The following is a 17,639-nucleotide window of genomic DNA, read 5'->3' as shown; positions in this document are numbered from 1 at the left end:
GAGCGCCTCAAGGCTCTCGGGCTCGAGGCAGACGTCGCCTTCTCCTCGCGCATCGACTCCATCCCGATCGTCCCGATCGTCAAGGACGGCCGGATCGCGAAGCCGGCGAAGTAATCCGAGCCGCCGCTCTCCTCACGACTTCGATTCAAGAGGATGGCGCGGACGCTCCGCGCCGCGCCGTCGAGAAGCCGGCCTTCGTCCTCTTCGCCTTCGAACTCGCAATGCCGCACGCCATGTCCCTTCTGGATCCCGCGCGCTTCGCGGCGTAGAATCGGCTCGATGGACTGGACGCTTCTGGCGATCATCGACGCCGACTTCGTGCCGGAGGATGCTCTCGAGGCGAGCATCGCCGCCGTCGCGCGGGGGGGCGCGACCTGGATCCAGGTCCGCGCAAAAACCCTTGCCACCGGGGACTTCGTCCGCTACGCTCGCGTGGCAGCCCGGGCGGCGAAGACCGCGGGCGTTCCTTTTTTCATCAACGATCGCGTGGACGTCGCGCTCGCCGTCGAGGCGGACGGCGTTCACCTCGGAGAGGAGGACCTTCCGATCGCCGAGGCGAGGAAGCTCCTCGGACCCGCGAGGCGGATCGGCCGGACCGCGCGGGACCCGGAGACCGCCCGCCGCGCGGAGGCGGAGGGAGCCGACTACCTCGGGGTGGGGCCGCAGTTCGGAAGCCGGACGAAGCCGGCTCTCGTCCCTCTTCCCGTGGGGAGGACGGAGGAGATCCGAAGAGCCGTCTCGCTTCCGCTCGTCGGGATCGGCGGCATCGGGCCGTCGAACGCGCGCGAGGCCGCGAAGCGCGGGCTTGACGGGATCGCGGCGATCTCGGCGCTCTTCGCTTCCGGCGACCCGGAGGGAGCGGCGCGGCGCCTCGTTCGGGCGTTCCGCGAGGGGAGGGAGGCGTGATGGGAGAGGAGAACCAAGCCAAGAACGGGGAGATCCGCGTCGATCGGGAGAGGAAGATCCTCGGGATCCTTCTCCTTTCGCTCGGGCTCCTCGTGGCAATCGGGCTCGTCCAGCACATCGGAACTTCGTCCGACGAGGTTCGACGTTTCAACCGTTTTCTTTCGCGAGGACTCGTCGGCTTCTTTGGTTTCGGATCCTGGCTCATCCCAGTCTTTCTTCTCCGCGTCGGATGGAACCGCCTCACGGGGGGCACGCTTCGTTCCGTGCTCCGGGCGGTCGTCCTCTTCGGGTCGATCCTCGTCACCTTCTCGCTCCTCTTCTTCTCGACGAGGGTTTTCGGATCGGACGCGGCCTCTCTCGGCGGATCGCTCGGGGAAGCGCTCTTCGAAGCGACGAACCGCGCCTTCGGTTCGATCGGGAGCACGCTGATCGCGATCACGTTCTTCCTCGTCGTCCTCACCGCGCTCTACGACCTCACGATCCCGCGCGTCCACCCGCCCGATCTCGGAGCGCGCCTCCTCCGACTGCCGGTTCTTCTCGCGCGCGGAGCGGGCGGATGCTTCGCGGCGTTCCGCGCCCGGGTCCGCCGACCGGCGCGCGCGGAGAACGCGCCCGAGGAGAAGCCCCGCAAGAAGAAGAGAGAGAAGAAGGAGACGGAGCCGGCGGAACCGAGCCCTCCCGCGGTCGCGATCGAGGAATCGGAAGAGCAGACCGTCGATGTGGAGAGCCCCGCGCCAGACACGGAGGATGAGAACGAGACGTCCGCCGATCCGGGCCCCGTCATCCACCAGCCGGCGATGGCCGAGGAAACGAAGGGGAAGACCGAACGGAAGCGCCGCGCGCGGAAGGGGGAGAAGGAGTACCTCTTCCCGCCGATCACGCTCCTTCGGGATCCTCCGGCGAACGAGCCGAGCGTGGAGGAGGAGTATCTCCGGCAGCAGTCGGCCCGGCTCGAAGAAGCCCTCGCGCACTTCGGAGTGCGCGCGCGCGTCGTCGAGGTGCACCCGGGGCCCGTGATCACCCGTTTCGAGCTGGAGCCGGCCCCCGGCGTCAAGGTGCAGCAGATCGCTGGGCTCGCGGACGATCTCGCGCTCGCTCTTCGCGCGAAGCGGATCCGGATCGTCGCCCCGATTCCGGGGAAAGGCGCGGTCGGCGTCGAGATCCCGAACCCGAAGCCGCGGACGGTTTATCTCAAAGAGCTTCTTACATCAACAGCATACGCGTCTCGGAAGAGCGTGCTCACCGCCGCGCTCGGCAAGGACATCTCCGGCGCCCCCTTCTGCACGTCGATCGAGGAGATGCCGCACCTTCTCATCGCGGGGGCGACCGGATCGGGGAAGAGCGTCTGCATTCACGGGGTTCTGACGAGCCTCCTCTACGGAGCGACCCCGGAAGAGGTCCATCTCGTCCTCATCGACCCGAAGATGCTCGAGATGACCGTCTACAACGGGATCCCGCACCTCCTCACGCCGGTCGTCACCGACGCGAAGGAGGCGGTGCGCGTCCTCCGGTGGGCGGTGTTCGAGATGGAGCGCCGCTACAAGCTCCTCGCCCGCGTCGGCGTGCGGAACATCCTCGACTACAACCGCACGCTCCCGAAGCTTCAGGCGAGCCGCGAGATCCAGGAGGAGGGGATCGAGCTCGAGCCGCTTTCGTATCTTGTGATCGTGATCGACGAGTTCGCCGACCTCATCCTCACCGCTCCGAACGAAATCGAGGATCCGGTCGCGCGGCTCGCTCAGATGGCGCGCGCCGTCGGGATCCATCTCGTTCTCGCCACGCAGAGACCGTCGGTGAACGTGATCACCGGCGTGATCAAGGCGAACTTCCCCTCGCGGATCGCGTTCCAGGTCGCATCGAAGGTCGACTCGCGAACGATCATCGATGCGAACGGCGCGGAGAAGCTCCTCGGGAAGGGGGACATGCTCTTTGTCTTCTCCGGGCGTCCCGAGGTGAGCCGAATCCACGGAGCGTACATCTCGACCGAGGAGACGTTCGACATCGTCACCTTCCTCAAGGAACAGGGCTACCAGCCGAAGGACCGCCGCACGGTCCTTCTCGAAACGGAAGGGGGGAGCGACGAGGAAGGCGCGGACATCGACCTCGACGACGAGCTCTTCGACGAGGCGGCCCGCATCGTGATCCACGCCGAGCAAGGCTCGGTCTCGCTTCTCCAGAGGCGCCTCCGGGTCGGTTACTCGCGCGCGGCGCGTCTCATCGATCTTCTCGAGGACGCGGGGGTCGTCGGTCCGTTCGAAGGATCGAAGGCGCGCGAGGTCCTGGTCGGCGAGGAGTGGCTCCGCGCGCGCGAGGAAGAGAAGCGCGCGGGCACATCGGCGGAAGCGGAGTAGCCGACCCATTCATCGGAATTCGGTACCTGATACCCCATTTCCGGGCTATGACTCGACTGTTGGGGTGCTTCCTGCGGTGAAATAGGGTATCAAATAGGGTATCAGGTACCGAATTCCGGCAAACATGCCGCACTGCCCCGCCCCCCGTTTCCGGAGGAAGACAGATCTCGTCGTCCGAGACTCGCCGTGGTTACGTCATCGGACGGCGGGTCCTGTCGGCCATCCGCCCGCTGCCGTGCTCGCTTTCGCTGCGCGCGTCGCGGGCGCCCGTGGCCGCCACCCGCCGTGGTTGCATCGTCGATCTAAGAGACAACCCTGACGGTGCGCGCTCTTGCTCGCTCGGCGGGCCGACCTCCCCCTCGGGGCCTGATCGACGAGGCCGGGTACCCGCCCCCTCGACAACGGAGCCGAAGGCTCCCGCCCGTGGGGGCGGGTGGCCGAGCGATTGGAGCCGAGAACGCGCGGGGCGCGTTCGGAGGCGTCCCCGAGGGGGAGGTCGGCCTGACGAGCGGGTCCGCGCCCGCCGTCCGAAGACGCCACCACGGCGGGTGGCGGCGGCAGGTGTCCGCGAGAAGCGCAGCCACCAAGGCTCGGCGTATTCAACCACTCGTCCCATAGGCGCGACCGAGGCTGCCGAGGGAGTCCCCGGAGCGCGAAGCGCGGAGGGGGAGCATCGAGCGGACAGCCGCGGGCGGGCCCCGCCGGCCGACGACATCACCACGGCGGGTGACCGCAGCGCCGCCTTTCCCTGGCCAGGGCCCCGTGCTACTCTCGCGGCGGGGCGCTCGACATGCAAACCAAACGGGTCTACATCCACACGCTCGGCTGTCCCAAGAACGAGGTCGACAGCGAGACGATCGCGGGCATCCTCCGGCGGGACGGATGGACGATCGCGCCGAGCGCCGAGGAATCGGACCTCATCCTCGTGAACACCTGCGGCTTCATCGATGACGCGAAGGAAGAATCGATCGGCGCGATACTCGAGGCGGGGCGCGCGAAGGGGACGCGCAAGCTCCTCGTCGCGGGCTGCCTCGCGGAGCGCTCGGGAGCCGAGCTTCTCCGCGAGATGCCGGAGATCGACGCGCTCGCCGGCGTCCGCTCGCTTGAAGCCGTCGGCCGCGCCGCGCGCGCGCTCTTCGCGGATCGGCCGGCACGCGCGCCGCGCGCCGCCGAGGAACCCGACGACCCCGACTCGATCGGCGAGGGGAGGCTCCCTCTCGGCTCTTCGCACACCGCGTACCTCAAGATCGCCGAAGGATGCGATCGCCCGTGCTCGTTCTGCTCGATCCCGCTCATCCGAGGAAGACAACGGAGCCGTTCCCTCGAATCGCTCGAAAGGGAAGCGCGCATCCTCGCCGCGCGCGGCGCGAGGGAGCTCGTCCTCGTCGCCCAGGAAACGACCGCCTATGGAAACGACCTCGGGGACCGAGCGACTCTCCCCGCCCTCATCGACCGGCTTGCCGCGATCGAAGGGATCCCCTGGGTGCGCGTCCTATACACATATCCATCAGAGATCGACAATTCGCTGATCGAGCGCCTCGCCGACGGACGGGCGTGCCGCTATCTCGACGTTCCGGTTCAGCACGCGAGCGACCGGATGCTTCAGGCGATGCGGCGCGGGATGTCCGGCCGGGCCGTGCGCACGATCATCGGCAAGCTTCGGGCGCGCGTCCCGGGGATCGCGCTCCGCTCGAGCCTTCTCGTCGGTTTTCCCGGCGAGACCGACGAAGACTTCGAAGAGCTTCTTCGGTTCGCCGAGGAGGCGGCTTTCGAGCACCTCGGCGTCTTTCGGTTCTCCCGGCAGGAGGGGACCGAGGCGGCGGCACTCCCCGATCCGGTTCCGGAGGAGCTCGCGCGGGAGCGGGCGCAGACGCTTCTCGACCTCCAAGAGAGGATCGTCGATGCCGGGACCGCGCGTTTCGTCGGCCGGACCCTCCCCGTCCTCGTCGATTCCGAGGACGAAGAAGGGGTTTGGGGGCGGACCGAACGGGACGCGCCCGAGATCGACGGCGCGGTGCTTCTCCCTCCGGGGGCGGGAGCGCCGGGCGATTTCCTTGAGGTACGAATCACCGGGGCGGCGGGTTCCACGCTTTTCGCGGAGCCGCGGGGGTAGCATGGCGGCGCGCCTTCTTCTCATCGACGGATCGGCTCTCATCTTTCGTTCGCACTTCGCGTTCATTCGGAACCCGCTTCGCACCGCGAAGGGGGAGGAGACGAGCGCCGTCTTCGGGACGGCGAGCGCGCTTCTCCGCATTCTCGAAGAGCGAAAGCCGGATTACGCCGCGTTCGTCCTCGACACGCCCAAGCCGACCTTCCGCCACGAACGATACGAGAAGTACAAGGCGAACCGCCCCGCGATCCCGGACGAGCTCGCCGGGCAATACCCGCGCATCCTCGAGGCGGTGGAGGCGCTCTCCCTTCCGGTGCTCGCCGTCGAGGGGTACGAGGCGGACGACGTGATCGCGACCCTCGCCGAGCGCGCGGCCGCCGAGGGGATCGAGACGGAGATCTTCTCCGGCGACAAGGATTTTCTCCAGCTCGTCCGTCCGGGGATCCGTCTCGTGATCCCCGGAAAGGAAGGGAAGGACACGGTCGCCGCGGACGACGCCGCGGTGATCGAGCGCGCGGGGGTTCCCGCATCCCGGATCGTTGATCTCATGGCGCTCGCGGGCGATGCGAGCGACAACGTGCCGGGGGTTCCCGGGATCGGCCCCAAGATCGCCGCGAAGCTGATCAACGAGCACGGATCGCTCGACGCGCTCTACGCGGCGGTCGATTCGATCCCCGGAAAACTCGGCGAGAAGCTGCGCGCCCATCGGGAGGACGCGCTCCTCTCGCGCGAGCTCGTCGCGATCCGCAAGGACGTTCCCCTCTCTGTCCGCATCGAGGACCTTGCGCGGCGTCCGATCGCGACGGAGAAGGCGGCGCCTCTCTTTCGAGAGCTCGAGTTCCACAGCCTGCTCGCCTCTCTCGGCGGGAAGCCCGAGGAGACGGAGACCTCGTACCGCCTCGCCGCGGCGGGGGACCTCCTGGCGATCGCCGAGGAGATCCGCCGGAAGGGCCGCTTCGCCTTCGACACGGAGACGACCTCGATCGACCCGATGCGCGCGGAGCTCGTGGGAATCGCGCTCGCCGCCCGTCCGGGGAGAGCATGGTACGTCCCCCTCCGCCACGCCGGAGATGGGAACGTTCCGCTCGAGGCCGCGCGGGATGCGCTCAGACCGCTCTTCGCCGAGGGAAAGATCCCGAAGATCGCGCAGAACGCCAAGTACGACATGCTCGTTCTCCGGCGCGCCGGCTTCCCGGTCCGCGGGCTCTCCTTCGACCCGATGATCGCCTCCTACCTCCTCGACCCGGAGAAGCGGCAGCACGGACTCGACCATCTCGCTCTCGTTCACTTGAACCACAAAATGATCCCGATCGAGCGGGTGATCGGCCAGGGAAAGACTGAGAGGACGATGGACCGAGTCCGCGCGGAGGAAGCTCGAGAGTACGCCTGCGAGGACGCGGACTGGACGCTCCGCCTCGCCGACATCCTCGAGCCGCGCCTCCGCGAGAGCCAGGCCGACAAGCTCTTTCGAGAGGTCGAGATCCCCCTCGTCGACGTCCTCGCGCGGATGGAGGAGCGGGGGGTGGCGATCGACGTTCCGTTCCTCGAGAGGATGTCCGCAGAGCTCGCCGGCGAGATCGCGAAGATCGTCGAGTCGATTCACGAGGCGGCAGGGGTGCCGTTCAACGTCAACTCGCCGAAACAACTCTCCGAGGTTCTTTTCAAGAGGCTCGGCCTCCGCCCGGTGCGGAAGACGAAGACCGGGCTCTCCACCGACACCTCGGTTCTCCAGGAGCTCGCCCTCCGGCACCGGCTCCCCGCGCTCATCCTCGATTACCGGCTCCTCGAGAAGCTCCGGAGCACGTACGTCGACGCGCTCCCCAAGCTCGTCCACCCGTCCACCGGGCGGATCCACACCTCGTTCAACCAGACCGTGGCGGCGACGGGACGCCTCTCCTCGTCCGATCCGAACCTCCAGAACATCCCGATCCGGACCGAGGCCGGCCGGAAGATCCGCAAGGCGTTCGTCGCCGGGGCGGAGGATCGTCGAATCATATCCGTCGATTATTCGCAGATCGAACTTCGACTCCTTGCCCATCTCTCGGGAGACGAGCGGCTCATCGCCGACTTCCGCGCCGGAAAGGACATCCACCGCCGCACCGCGGCGACCCTCTTCGGCGTCGGCGAGGAGGACGTGACCGACGAGATGCGCGCGCGCGCGAAGACGGTGAACTTCGGCATCATTTACGGGATGGGGGCGTACGGCCTCGCCGGGCGGCTCGCGATCCCGCAGGCGGAGGCGGAGGAGTTCATCGCCGGCTACTTCGCCGCGTACCCCGGCGTGAAGACCTTCCTCGAGGTGACGGTCGCGCGGGGCCGCGAGAGAGGATACGTCGAGACGATGCTCGGAAGGCGCCGCTATCTTCCGGAGCTCTCGAGCGACAACGGGAGGATCCGCGCGACGGCGGAGAGAACCGCGGTGAACACGCCGGTCCAAGGCTCGGCGGCCGATCTCATCAAGCTCGCGATGATCGCCGTGGACGAGGAGCTCGCCCGAATCGGACCGGAGGTCCACATGATCCTCCAGGTGCATGACGAGCTCGTCTTCGAGGCCCCCGCGGATCGTGCCGAGGAGGTGGGCCGGCGCGCGAAAAAGATCATGGAGAGCCGGATGGAGCTTCGCGTCCCTCTCGTCGCGGAAGCGGGAGCCGGGAGGAACTGGCTCCAGGCCCACGGCCTGGGGAGCACCCCGTGATCGTCGCCGTCACCGGAAACATGGGGAGCGGGAAGACGTCCGTCGCGGAGCTCTTCGCACGATGGGGAGCGAAGCGGATCGACGCCGACCGGATCGGCCGCGAGGTCTGGGAGACCGATGCCGGGGTCGCCGCGCGCATCGTGACCGCGCTCGGCCCCTCGATCGCGCGCCCGGACGGATCGCTCGACCGCCGTCTCATCGGCGAGGCGGTCTTCAGCGATCCCGAGAAACTCCGTCTGTTCGACCGGATCGTTCATCCTATACTATTGAGGAAGATTCGGACCGAGATCCGGAACGCGAGGAGAAAGCCGGAAACGATCTTCGTCTTGGATGCCGCGCTCCTCTACGAGTGGGGAATCGAGAACGAGGTCGATCGGGTCGTCGCGGTCACCGCGCCCCCGGCCGCGCGGGCGAGTCGGATCGCGCGGCGCCACGGGATCTCCGAGGAGGAGGCGCTCCGCCGCGTCCAGTGCCAAACCGGCGAGGAAGAAAAGGCGCGCCGGTCCGATTTCGTGATCGAAAACGTCGGCAGACCGGCCGATCTGGAAGAGCGGGCCCGCGAGGTCTGGCGCGCGCTCCAGAGAGAGGCCGAGTCCCGATAGGGGAGGACGAGCGATGTGGGACACGAAGGAGCTTCGGGCGTCACTCGAAGAGCACCGGAAGAAGATCGACGAGCTCGAGGGGTATCTTTGACATCGCCGGAAGGCGGAAGAAGATCGAGGCACTCGAAACCCGCATGTCGGCCCGGGACTTCTGGGGCGATCGGAAGAAGGCGGAGGAGGTAACGCGCGCGCTCTCCTCGGAGAAGCGCGTTCTCGAGGAGTTCGACGCGCTTCGATCGGCCGAGGAGGAGATCGGTCTCCTTCTCGAGATGGCGGAAGACGACGGGGAGGACCCCGACCTCCGCGCCGAGCTCAAGAAGAGCATGAAACGGCTCGTCCGCCTCGTTTCCGAGATGGAGATCCGCTCCCTCCTTCCGGAGCCGGAGGACCGAGGGAACGCGATCCTCACGATCCACCCTGGGGCCGGCGGGATCGACTCTCAAGACTGGGCGGAAATGCTCTTACGCATGTATCAACGATGGTGCGATCTTCGTGATTACAAATATTCGTTTCTCGATTATCAATCGGGCGAAGAAGCGGGTCTGAAAAGTGTAACCCTCGAAGTTTTAGGTGACTACGCCTACGGGTACCTGAAGGCGGAGATCGGCGTCCACCGGATGGTCCGGCTCTCTCCCTTCGACGCCGCGCACCGCCGCCACACATCGTTCGCGAGCGTCTTCGTCTATCCGGAGCCGGAGGAGATCGAGGAGATCGACGTCAAGGAATCGGAGGTCCGGATCGAAACGTTCCGCGCGAGCGGCGCCGGCGGCCAGCATGTGAACAAGACCGACTCGGCCGTGCGCGTCACGCACATCCCGAGCGGCATCGTCGTGAGCTGTCAGAGCGAGCGCTCGCAGCACCGGAACCGGGCCAACGCGCTCAAGGTGCTCAAGGCGCGCCTGATGGCCGCCCGCCTGGAGGAGGAGAGGAAGAAGCGCGCCGAGAAAGAAGAAGAGAAGAAGGAGATCGCTTGGGGGAACCAGATCCGAAGCTATGTCTTCCAGCCCTACACGCTCGTCAAGGACCACCGCACGGGAGCGGAGACCGGGAACATCCAGGCGATCATGGACGGGGAGATCGACCTCTTCGTGCAGGCGTTTCTTCGGATGCGATAGAGCGTTCGGCGAAAGTCGTTGGAAAAACACGGGTTCAACGCGCGGCCTTTCTTGACGGAAGGCCGTGAGGCGCTTATATTGGGTCCGTTCCGGCCCGCGCCCGAAGGACGAACCGAAGGAGTTCCGCGTGACCGAAGAGAAAGCGCTTTTTCAGGTGCGGCTCGAGAAGCGGCGCCGGCTCGAGGAGAGCGGCATTCGGCCCTACCCGACCCGCTTCGAGAGAGATCGCCTCGCCGCGGAGATCACGGAGCGTTTCGACGAGCTGGAGAGGGAGAAGACCCTGGTCGCCGTGGCGGGCCGGATCCTCACGATTCGGCGGATGGGGAAGGCCTCGTTCGCCCACCTCCGTGACCGGAGCGGAGACGTGCAGCTCTACTTCCGCGCGGACATTCTCGGCGAAGCGGCGTACGAAGCCTGGAAGCAGATCGAGGCCGGAGATCTCCTCGGCGCGCGGGGCGTCCTCTTCCGCACGAAGAGCGGCGAGATCTCAATCGAGGTCCGCTCGTTCGAGGTGCTCGCGAAGTCGCTTCGGCCTCTTCCGGAGAAGTGGCACGGGCTCACGAACAAGGAGACCCGCTACCGCCAGCGCTACCTCGACCTCATCGTGAACCCGGACGTGCAACGGGCGTTTCGGACGCGCGCGGCGGTCGTCCGCTCGGTCCGCTCTTTTCTCGACGCGCGGGGTTTTCTCGAGGTGGAGACGCCGATCCTTCAGCCGCTTTACGGAGGGGCGTCGGCGCGGCCTTTCGTCACGCATCACAACGCTTTGAACCTAAAACTCTATCTCCGGATCGCGGATGAGCTCTACCTCAAGCGCCTCATCATCGGCGGTCTCGAAAAGGTGTACGAGATCGGGAAGGACTTCCGGAACGAGGGGATCGACCGGACGCACAACCCGGAGTTCACCCAGCTCGAGCTGTACGAAGCGTACGCCGACTTCCGCGACATGATGCGGCTTCTCGAGGATATGCTCCGGTCGATCGCTCTCGAGACGCTCGGCGGAACGGCGGTCTCCTTCGGCGGGAAGAATGCCGACCTCTCCCGTCCCTGGAAGACGGTCTCCTTCGTCGATTCGCTCTCCGAGAGGCTCGGGAAGGACGTCCTTCGGGCCGGCGAGGAGGAGCTTCGCGCCGCCGTTCGGGAGAGCGGGGGAGAGGCTCCCGCGGATGCTTCGCGCGGAGCGCTTCTCGACGCGCTCTTCGCCGCGTGGATCGAGCCGGGAATTGAGGCGCCGACCTTCGTCGTCGACTTCCCGAAGGAGATCTCGCCTCTCGCCAAGGAACGGCACGACCGGCCCGGGATCGTCGAGCGGTTCGAGCCGTATCTCTTCGGAATGGAGATCGGGAACGCGTTCTCCGAGCTGAACGATCCGATCGAGCAGAGGGCCCGCTTCGAGTCGCAGCGGCTTCTCCGCGGAAAGGAACGCGAGGAGGCGCAGCAGGTCGACGAGGATTTTCTCCGCGCCCTCGAGTACGGGATGCCGCCGACCGGAGGGATGGGCGTCGGCATCGACCGCCTGTCGATGATCTTCGCCGATCAGCCCTCGATCCGCGACGTCCTCTTCTTCCCGCAGCTCCGCCCCGAAGGGGGCGAGTGAGCCATGCGCTACACGCTCTTCATCGCGAGCCGCCATCTGCACTCGCAGAAGCGGTTCGGCTTCATCCCGGTCATCAGCCTCATCTCGGTTCTCGGGGTGTTCGTCGGCGTCACCGCGCTTCTCGTCGTGCTCGCGGTGATGAACGGCTTCGAGCAAGAGGTGAAATCGCGGATCATGGGGACGAACGCGCACGTGATCCTCCTCCGCTACGGGAACGAGCCGTTCGAGACGGACGAGGATCTGGAGGAGCGGGTTCGGACGACCGACGGCGTCGCCGCCCTCTCTCCCTTCGTGTACACGAAGGCGATGATCCGCGTCGAGGACGAGATGGACGGCGTCGTCCTCAAGGGAATCGACCCGAAGCGGGAGATGGGCGTCTCGGATCTCCTCGCCCGCACGACCCCGCGCGGCGCGAGCCTCGAGTGGGACGGGACCGGACCGCCCCCCGCGCTCATCGGAACGGAGCTCGCCCTCAACCTCGGAACCCTCTCCGGAGAGACGATCGTGCTCGCCTCGTTCGAGAACACGGCGGTCACCCCCTTCGGTTCGGTTCCGAAGATGCGGCGCTTCCGCGTGGCGGGGACGTTCGACGCGGGCATGTACGAATACAACTCCTCGCTCGTCCTCGTTCCGCTCGAGGCGGCGCAGGATCTCCTCGGCATGGGGAAAGCGGTGACGGGGATCTCCGTCCGCGTCGACGATCCGTATCGCGCGCCCGCGATCGCGGGCCGGCTCCTCGCCCGCGTGGGGCATCCCCCGTTCCGCACGAACAACTGGATCGATCTGAACCGGACTCTCTTCTCCTGGATGAGCACCGAAAAGAGGGTCATGTTCGTGATCCTCGCGCTCGTGATCCTCGTGGCCGCGTTCAACATCACGAGCACGCTCATCATGGTCGTGATGGAGAAGACGCGGGAGATCGGCGTGCTGAAGACGCTCGGCGCTCCCTTGCGCGCGGTGCTCTTCATCTTCGTACTCGAGGGGGCCGTGATCGGCGCGATCGGAACGCTCCTCGGACTCGCAGGCGGCTCGGTCCTCTGCTGGCTCCTCGACCGCTACAAGTTCATCCCGCTGCCGGGGGACATCTACTTCATCGATTCGCTTCCGGTGCGGATGGAAGCGCTCGACTTCATCCGTGTCGCGGCCGCCTCGATGGCGATCTGCCTCACCGCGACCCTCTACCCCGCGTGGAAGGCGTCCCGTCTCGAGCCGGTCCATGCGATCCGGTACGAATGATGGATGCGAACGCGCGAAACGAGATCGTTCTCCGGGCCGAGGGGCTTCGAAAGATCTTCCCCTCGGGCGCGGAGGAGCTTCACGTTCTCCGGGGGGTCGATCTCGCCGTCGCGAGAGGAGAGATCGTCTCGATCGTCGGAGCCTCGGGGGCCGGGAAGAGCACGCTCCTTCACATCTGCGGGGCGCTCCTCCGCCCGACGTCCGGGCTCGTCCGTATCGGGGGAGAGGATGTTTTCCGTCTCAAGGACGGCGACCTCTCGCGCCTCCGGAACCGGCGGGTAGGGTTCGTCTTTCAATTTCACCATCTGCTCGGGGAGTTCACCGCCGAGGAGAACGTGATGCTCCCCCTTCTGATCGCGGGGGGAAGACCGGCCGAGGCGAGAACGCGAGCGCGGGAGATTCTGGACGCGGTTAGTCTCTCCGCGCGCCTCCACCACCTCCCGGCCGATCTCTCGGGAGGCGAGCAGCAGCGTGTGGCGGTGGCGCGGGCGCTCGTGGCGAGGCCGGATATCGTTCTTGCCGACGAGCCCTCGGGCAATCTGGACGAGACCACGAGCGAGGATCTCCACCGGCTTCTCTGGGCGCTGCGCGACGAGCACGGCCAGGCGTTCGTCCTCGTCACGCACGACGAGTCCCTCGCGGACCGCGCGGACCGAAAGCTCCGCCTCCACGACGGCCGCGTGTCCGAGGCCGGCCGGAGGTCCGAACGGCGGGAGACCATTCCACAATGAAATGTCAACACTGCGGCAAGCGGGACGCGACGGTCCACTACAAGGAAATCTCGGACGACCAGGTGAAGGAGGTTCATCTCTGCGCGGAGTGCGCCGAGGATAAGGGGATTATCGCCTCCTCGCCCAAGGAGGAGTTCTCGGTTCCGAACCTCCTCGGAAGCATGGCGGATGAGAATGTCGGAGGCGCCGGAGAGGACTCCGGCCCGGCCGCGTGCCCCTTGTGCGGCATGACCTACATCGACTTCAAGTCCTCCGGGCGCCTCGGATGCTCCGACTGCTACGAGACGTTTCGAGTTCCCCTTGTCCCTCTTCTCCGGAGAATCCACAGGAGCGATCGGCACGCGGGGAAGAACCCGGGCGAATCGGGGGAGAAGCATCGAAAGGCGAGGGAGATGCGCGCCCTAAAGGAAAGGCTCGACCGCTGCGTCCGGCTCGAGGAGTTCGAGGAGGCGGCGCGCCTCCGGGACGAGATCCGCAAGCTGGAGGAGAGCGATGAGTAACCTCCCGCTCCTCGGAGATCCGTCGTGGCTCGGCGGCGGCGGACCCGAGGCGGCGATCGTTCTCTCCAGCCGCGTCCGTCTCGCGCGAAACCTCGCCGGCCATCCGTTCTCGCAACGCGCGAACCCGGACGAGCGCGCACAGGTCTTCGAGACCGCGCGCGAGGCGATCGCACGCTCCACGTCGCTTGCCGATGCGCGGGTCGTGCGCGTCGACCGGACCTCCTCGCTCGACCGCCAGTATCTCGTCGAGCGCCATCTGATCTCGCCCGACCTCGCGAACGGGAACGGGCCGCGCGGGGTGGCGATCGGCGCGGACGAACGCGCGAGCGTCATGATCAGCGAGGAGGACCACCTGCGCGTCCAGTCGATCCACTCCGGTCTCGACCTCTTGCAGGCCTGGAGACGAGCCGACCGAATCGACGACGAGCTCGACTCGCAGCTCGACTTCGCGTTCTCGAAGGAATGGGGCTACCTCACCGCGTGCCCGACGAACGTTGGCACGGGCCTACGCGTCTCCGTCCTCATCCACCTTCCGGGGCTCGTCCTCACCAAACAGATCGCCAAGGTTCTCCGCGGGATCGCGCAGGTCGGTCTCGCGGTGCGCGGGATGTTCGGCGAGGGGAGCGAGGTGATGGGGAACTTCTTTCAGATCTCGAACCAGACGACGCTCGGCCAGAGCGAGCCGGACATCATCGAGAGCCTCGACCGCGTGACGCGCCAGATCCTCGATCACGAGAAGAGCGCATCCGAGGTGCTTCTCCGAAGCGCCCGCGTGCAGGTCGAGGACAAGGTCTTCCGTTCGGTCGGCCTGCTCGCGCATTGCCGCGTGATCTCATCGCAGGAGGTGATGAGCCTCGTCTCCGCCGTCCGTTTCGGGCGGACCGCGGGTCTCCTCGATTCGATCGATCTCGGCGTTTTGAACCGCTTGATGATCGAGACGCTCCCCGCGCACCTCCAGAAGCGGGCGGGGGAGAAGCTGGACCAGGTGGAGCGGGACTATCAGCGCGCCGCCCTCGTCCGGGGGCTCCTCGCGCGGGAACGGGACGGGGGGCTTGCGCAAACACCCCCGAACGCCGATCTATAGTAGAGGGTTGTCGGCGACGACCCTGTTCGCGAAAACGACGTGGGCATCGCGACCTGCGGCCCGCGCGGCGGTTGCCGTGCGCGAGGGCCGGTAGTATATAGGGGAAGAAGACGCGGGATCGGGGGCCGAGGAACGAGCGGGAAGTCCCGCTAGAGGACTGAAGACATGCACGACCGATTCACGGAACGAGTCCGAAAGGTGATGTACCTCGCCCGTGAGGAAGCGGGAAGGCTCCAGCACGACTACATCGGAACGGAACATCTCCTTCTTGGCATCGTTCGCGAGGGAGAAGGGATCGCCGCGACGGTTCTAAGCAACCTCGGCCTCGATCTCGACCAGATCCGCCAGGCGGTCGAGAGCATGGTGTCGGGGAGCGGGGGAACGCTCACGATCGGCGAGATCCCCTTCACGCCGCGCGCGAAACGCGTGCTCGAGCTCGCCGTCGAAGAAGCGCGGCTTCTCGGTCACAACTACGTCGGAACGGAGCACCTTCTGCTCGGCCTGATCCGCGAGGGGGAAGGCGTGGCGGCGCGTGTTCTCATGGACCTCGGGGCGGACAAGAAGCGCGTGCGCGATGAGACGCTGAAGCTGCTCGGCGGGCACAGCGCGCCGGGGCAAGCGGCCTCCCCGCAGAAGAGCGAGACGCCGGCGCTCGACCAGTTCGGGCGCGACCTCACGCAGCTCGCCCGCGAGGGGAAGCTCGACCCGGTGATCGGGCGGCACAAGGAGATCGAGCGGGTCGTCCAAGTCCTTTGCCGGCGGAAGAAGAACAATCCGGCGCTCATCGGCGAGCCCGGGGTCGGCAAGACCGCCATCGCCGAGGGGCTCGCGGAACGGATCGCGACGCACCGCGTCCCCCACATCCTCATGAACAAGCGGCTCGTCACGCTCGACCTAGCATCGATCGTCGCGGGGACGAAGTACCGAGGACAATTCGAGGAGCGCCTCAAGGCGGTGATGAACGAGATCCGCGAATCGGACAACGTGATCATCTTCATCGACGAGCTCCACACGATCGTCGGCGCGGGCGGCGCGGAAGGGGCGATCGACGCGAGCAACATGCTGAAGCCGGCGCTCGCGCGCGGGGAGCTCCAGTGCATCGGCGCCACCACGCTCGACGAGTACCGGAAGTACATCGAGAAGGACGGCGCGCTCGAGCGCCGCTTCCAGCCGATCATGATCAACCCGCCCACCGCGGCGGAGACGATGGAGATCATCCGCGGGCTTCGGGACAAGTACGAGGCGCATCACCGGGCGGAGATCACCGACGAGGCGATCGTCGCCGCGGTGAAGCTCTCCGACCGCTTCATCAGCGACCGTTTCCTTCCGGACAAGGCGATCGACATCATCGACGAAGCGGGCTCGCGCGCGCGGCTTGCGGTGAGCGCGATCCCGAAGGACCTGAACGACATCGAGAAGAAGCTGAACAAGGTGACGCAGGAGAAGGAAGCCGCGATCTGCGCCCAGGAGTTCGAGAAGGCGGCGGCCCTCCGTGATCAGGAGAAGCGGCTCCGCCAGGAGCTTCTCTCGTTCCAGAAGGACTGGGACGTCCAGAAGAAAGAGGACAAGGCGGTCGTCGACGCCGAGGCGGTCGCGGCGGTCGTCTCCAGCATCACCGGCATCCCGATGCGCCGGCTCACGCAGACCGAGATGGAGAAGCTCCTCCACATGGAGGACGAGATCAACAAGAAGATCATCGGCCAGGACGCGGCCGTCGTCGCAATCTCGAAGGCGATTCGGAGAAACCGCGCGGGCATGCACGACCCGAGGCGTCCGATCGGCTCGTTCATCTTCCTCGGACCGACCGGTGTCGGAAAGACCGAGCTCGCCCGCGTTCTCGCCGAGTTCCTCTTCGAGGACCGGGAGGCGCTCATCCGGATCGATATGTCGGAGTTCATGGAGAAGTTCGCCGTCTCCCGGCTCGTCGGGGCGCCCCCGGGGTACGTCGGGCACGAGGAGGGCGGGCAGCTCACCGAGAAGGTTCGCCGGAAACCCTACTCGATCATCCTGCTCGACGAGATCGAGAAGGCGCACCCGGACGTGTTCAACATTCTCCTCCAGGTTCTCGAGGACGGGCACCTGACGGACAGCTTCGGGCGCCGCGTGAACTTCCGGAACACCGTGGTGATCATGACCTCGAACCTCGGCACGCGGCGGATCAAGCAGGGCGGTACGCTCGGCTTCCAGCGAGAGGACAAGGAATCGAAGTTCAACCTGATGACCGATCAGATCATGGACGAGGTGCGCCGCACGTTCAACCCGGAGTTCCTGAACCGGATCGACGAGACGATCATCTTCCGGTCTCTCGAGCGGGAGGACATGTTCAAGATCGTGGACATTCTGTTCACGGAGGTCCAGAATCGTCTCGGTGATCGGGATCTCGCGCTGGTCCTCACGGACCGGGCCCGGGAACTGATCGTCGAGAAGGGTTACGACCCGAGCTTCGGGGCGCGTCCCCTTCGGCGCGTCATCCGGCAGGCGATCGAGGATCCGCTCTCGGAGGAGATCCTCGGCGGAAAGTTCCTTCCCGGCGACCGGATCGTGGTCGATCGAGGAGAGGAGGGGCTGGAGTTCCGCAAGGAGGTCCGCCCGCCGGACGGAGAGACGATCAGCGCGGCACAGGCCCCCGGGCAGGAGAGCACCGAGCAGGCGTGAGCGGGGGGGATGCTCCTCTCCGAGCCTCCCGCCTCGTCTAGGCACCCCTGATCGGGA

The 17,639-nt window shown here is 66.6% G+C and carries 13 protein-coding genes; 12 read left to right on the top strand and 1 reads right to left on the bottom strand.

Annotated features, from left to right (window positions below):
• On the bottom strand, window positions 1–305 hold a 305-nt coding region (locus tag FJY73_02250; protein ID MBM3319480.1), incomplete at its 3' end, for a hypothetical protein.
• Here FJY73_02250 and thiE point away from each other — a divergent pair.
• The 12 genes from thiE (at window position 280) to FJY73_02190 (ending at window position 17,582) form a co-directional block, all read left to right on the top strand.
• Complete coding sequence (gene thiE, locus FJY73_02245; protein ID MBM3319479.1) at window positions 280–906, top strand: thiamine phosphate synthase; 627 nt, start codon at window positions 280–282, stop codon at window positions 904–906. The genes FJY73_02250 and thiE overlap by 26 nt on opposite strands.
• Complete coding sequence (locus FJY73_02240) at window positions 906–3,257, top strand: DNA translocase FtsK (GenBank protein MBM3319478.1); 2,352 nt, start codon at window positions 906–908, stop codon at window positions 3,255–3,257. The genes thiE and FJY73_02240 overlap by 1 nt, the downstream gene beginning before the upstream one ends.
• A gap of 790 nt (window positions 3,258–4,047) precedes the next feature.
• Entirely contained in the window at window positions 4,048–5,370 is a 1,323-nt protein-coding gene (rimO, locus tag FJY73_02235; GenBank protein ID MBM3319477.1) for a 30S ribosomal protein S12 methylthiotransferase RimO, read from the top strand.
• Window position 5,371: 1 nt separating this feature from the next.
• Window positions 5,372–8,062 (top strand): DNA polymerase I, encoded by a 2,691-nt coding sequence (polA, locus tag FJY73_02230; protein ID MBM3319476.1) that lies wholly within the window; start codon window positions 5,372–5,374, stop codon window positions 8,060–8,062.
• Window positions 8,059–8,664 carry a dephospho-CoA kinase gene (locus tag FJY73_02225; protein ID MBM3319475.1) on the top strand — a complete coding sequence of 202 codons (606 nt, stop codon included), beginning with the start codon at window positions 8,059–8,061 and terminating at the stop codon, window positions 8,662–8,664. The genes polA and FJY73_02225 overlap by 4 nt, the downstream gene beginning before the upstream one ends.
• On the top strand, window positions 8,661–9,779 hold the full coding sequence (gene prfB, locus FJY73_02220; protein MBM3319474.1) for a peptide chain release factor 2: 1,119 nt from the start codon (window positions 8,661–8,663) through the stop codon (window positions 9,777–9,779). The genes FJY73_02225 and prfB overlap by 4 nt, the downstream gene beginning before the upstream one ends.
• A 127-nt stretch (window positions 9,780–9,906) precedes the next feature.
• Complete coding sequence (lysS, locus tag FJY73_02215; GenBank protein MBM3319473.1) at window positions 9,907–11,376, top strand: lysine--tRNA ligase; 1,470 nt, start codon at window positions 9,907–9,909, stop codon at window positions 11,374–11,376.
• A 3-nt stretch (window positions 11,377–11,379) separates the two neighbouring features.
• Window positions 11,380–12,612 carry an ABC transporter permease gene (locus FJY73_02210; GenBank protein ID MBM3319472.1) on the top strand — a complete coding sequence of 411 codons (1,233 nt, stop codon included), beginning with the start codon at window positions 11,380–11,382 and terminating at the stop codon, window positions 12,610–12,612.
• Window positions 12,609–13,343 (top strand): ABC transporter ATP-binding protein, encoded by a 735-nt coding sequence (locus FJY73_02205; GenBank protein MBM3319471.1) that lies wholly within the window; start codon window positions 12,609–12,611, stop codon window positions 13,341–13,343. The genes FJY73_02210 and FJY73_02205 overlap by 4 nt, the downstream gene beginning before the upstream one ends.
• On the top strand, window positions 13,340–13,843 hold the full coding sequence (locus FJY73_02200; protein ID MBM3319470.1) for a UvrB/UvrC motif-containing protein: 504 nt from the start codon (window positions 13,340–13,342) through the stop codon (window positions 13,841–13,843). The genes FJY73_02205 and FJY73_02200 overlap by 4 nt, the downstream gene beginning before the upstream one ends.
• Window positions 13,836–14,927, top strand: a complete 1,092-nt coding sequence (locus FJY73_02195; GenBank protein MBM3319469.1) for a protein arginine kinase — start codon at window positions 13,836–13,838, stop codon at window positions 14,925–14,927. Before FJY73_02200 ends, FJY73_02195 begins: the two co-directional genes overlap by 8 nt.
• Before the next feature lie 165 nt (window positions 14,928–15,092).
• Entirely contained in the window at window positions 15,093–17,582 is a 2,490-nt protein-coding gene (locus FJY73_02190) for an ATP-dependent Clp protease ATP-binding subunit (GenBank protein MBM3319468.1), read from the top strand.
• Window positions 17,583–17,639 lie beyond the last annotated feature (57 nt).

The organism is Candidatus Eisenbacteria bacterium (assembly GCA_016867715.1).
Classification (GTDB): domain Bacteria; phylum Orphanbacterota; class Orphanbacteria; order Orphanbacterales; family Orphanbacteraceae; genus VGIW01.
Note: the sequence above shows the minus strand (reverse complement) of the source record. Positions and strands in the feature narration are given on the sequence as shown.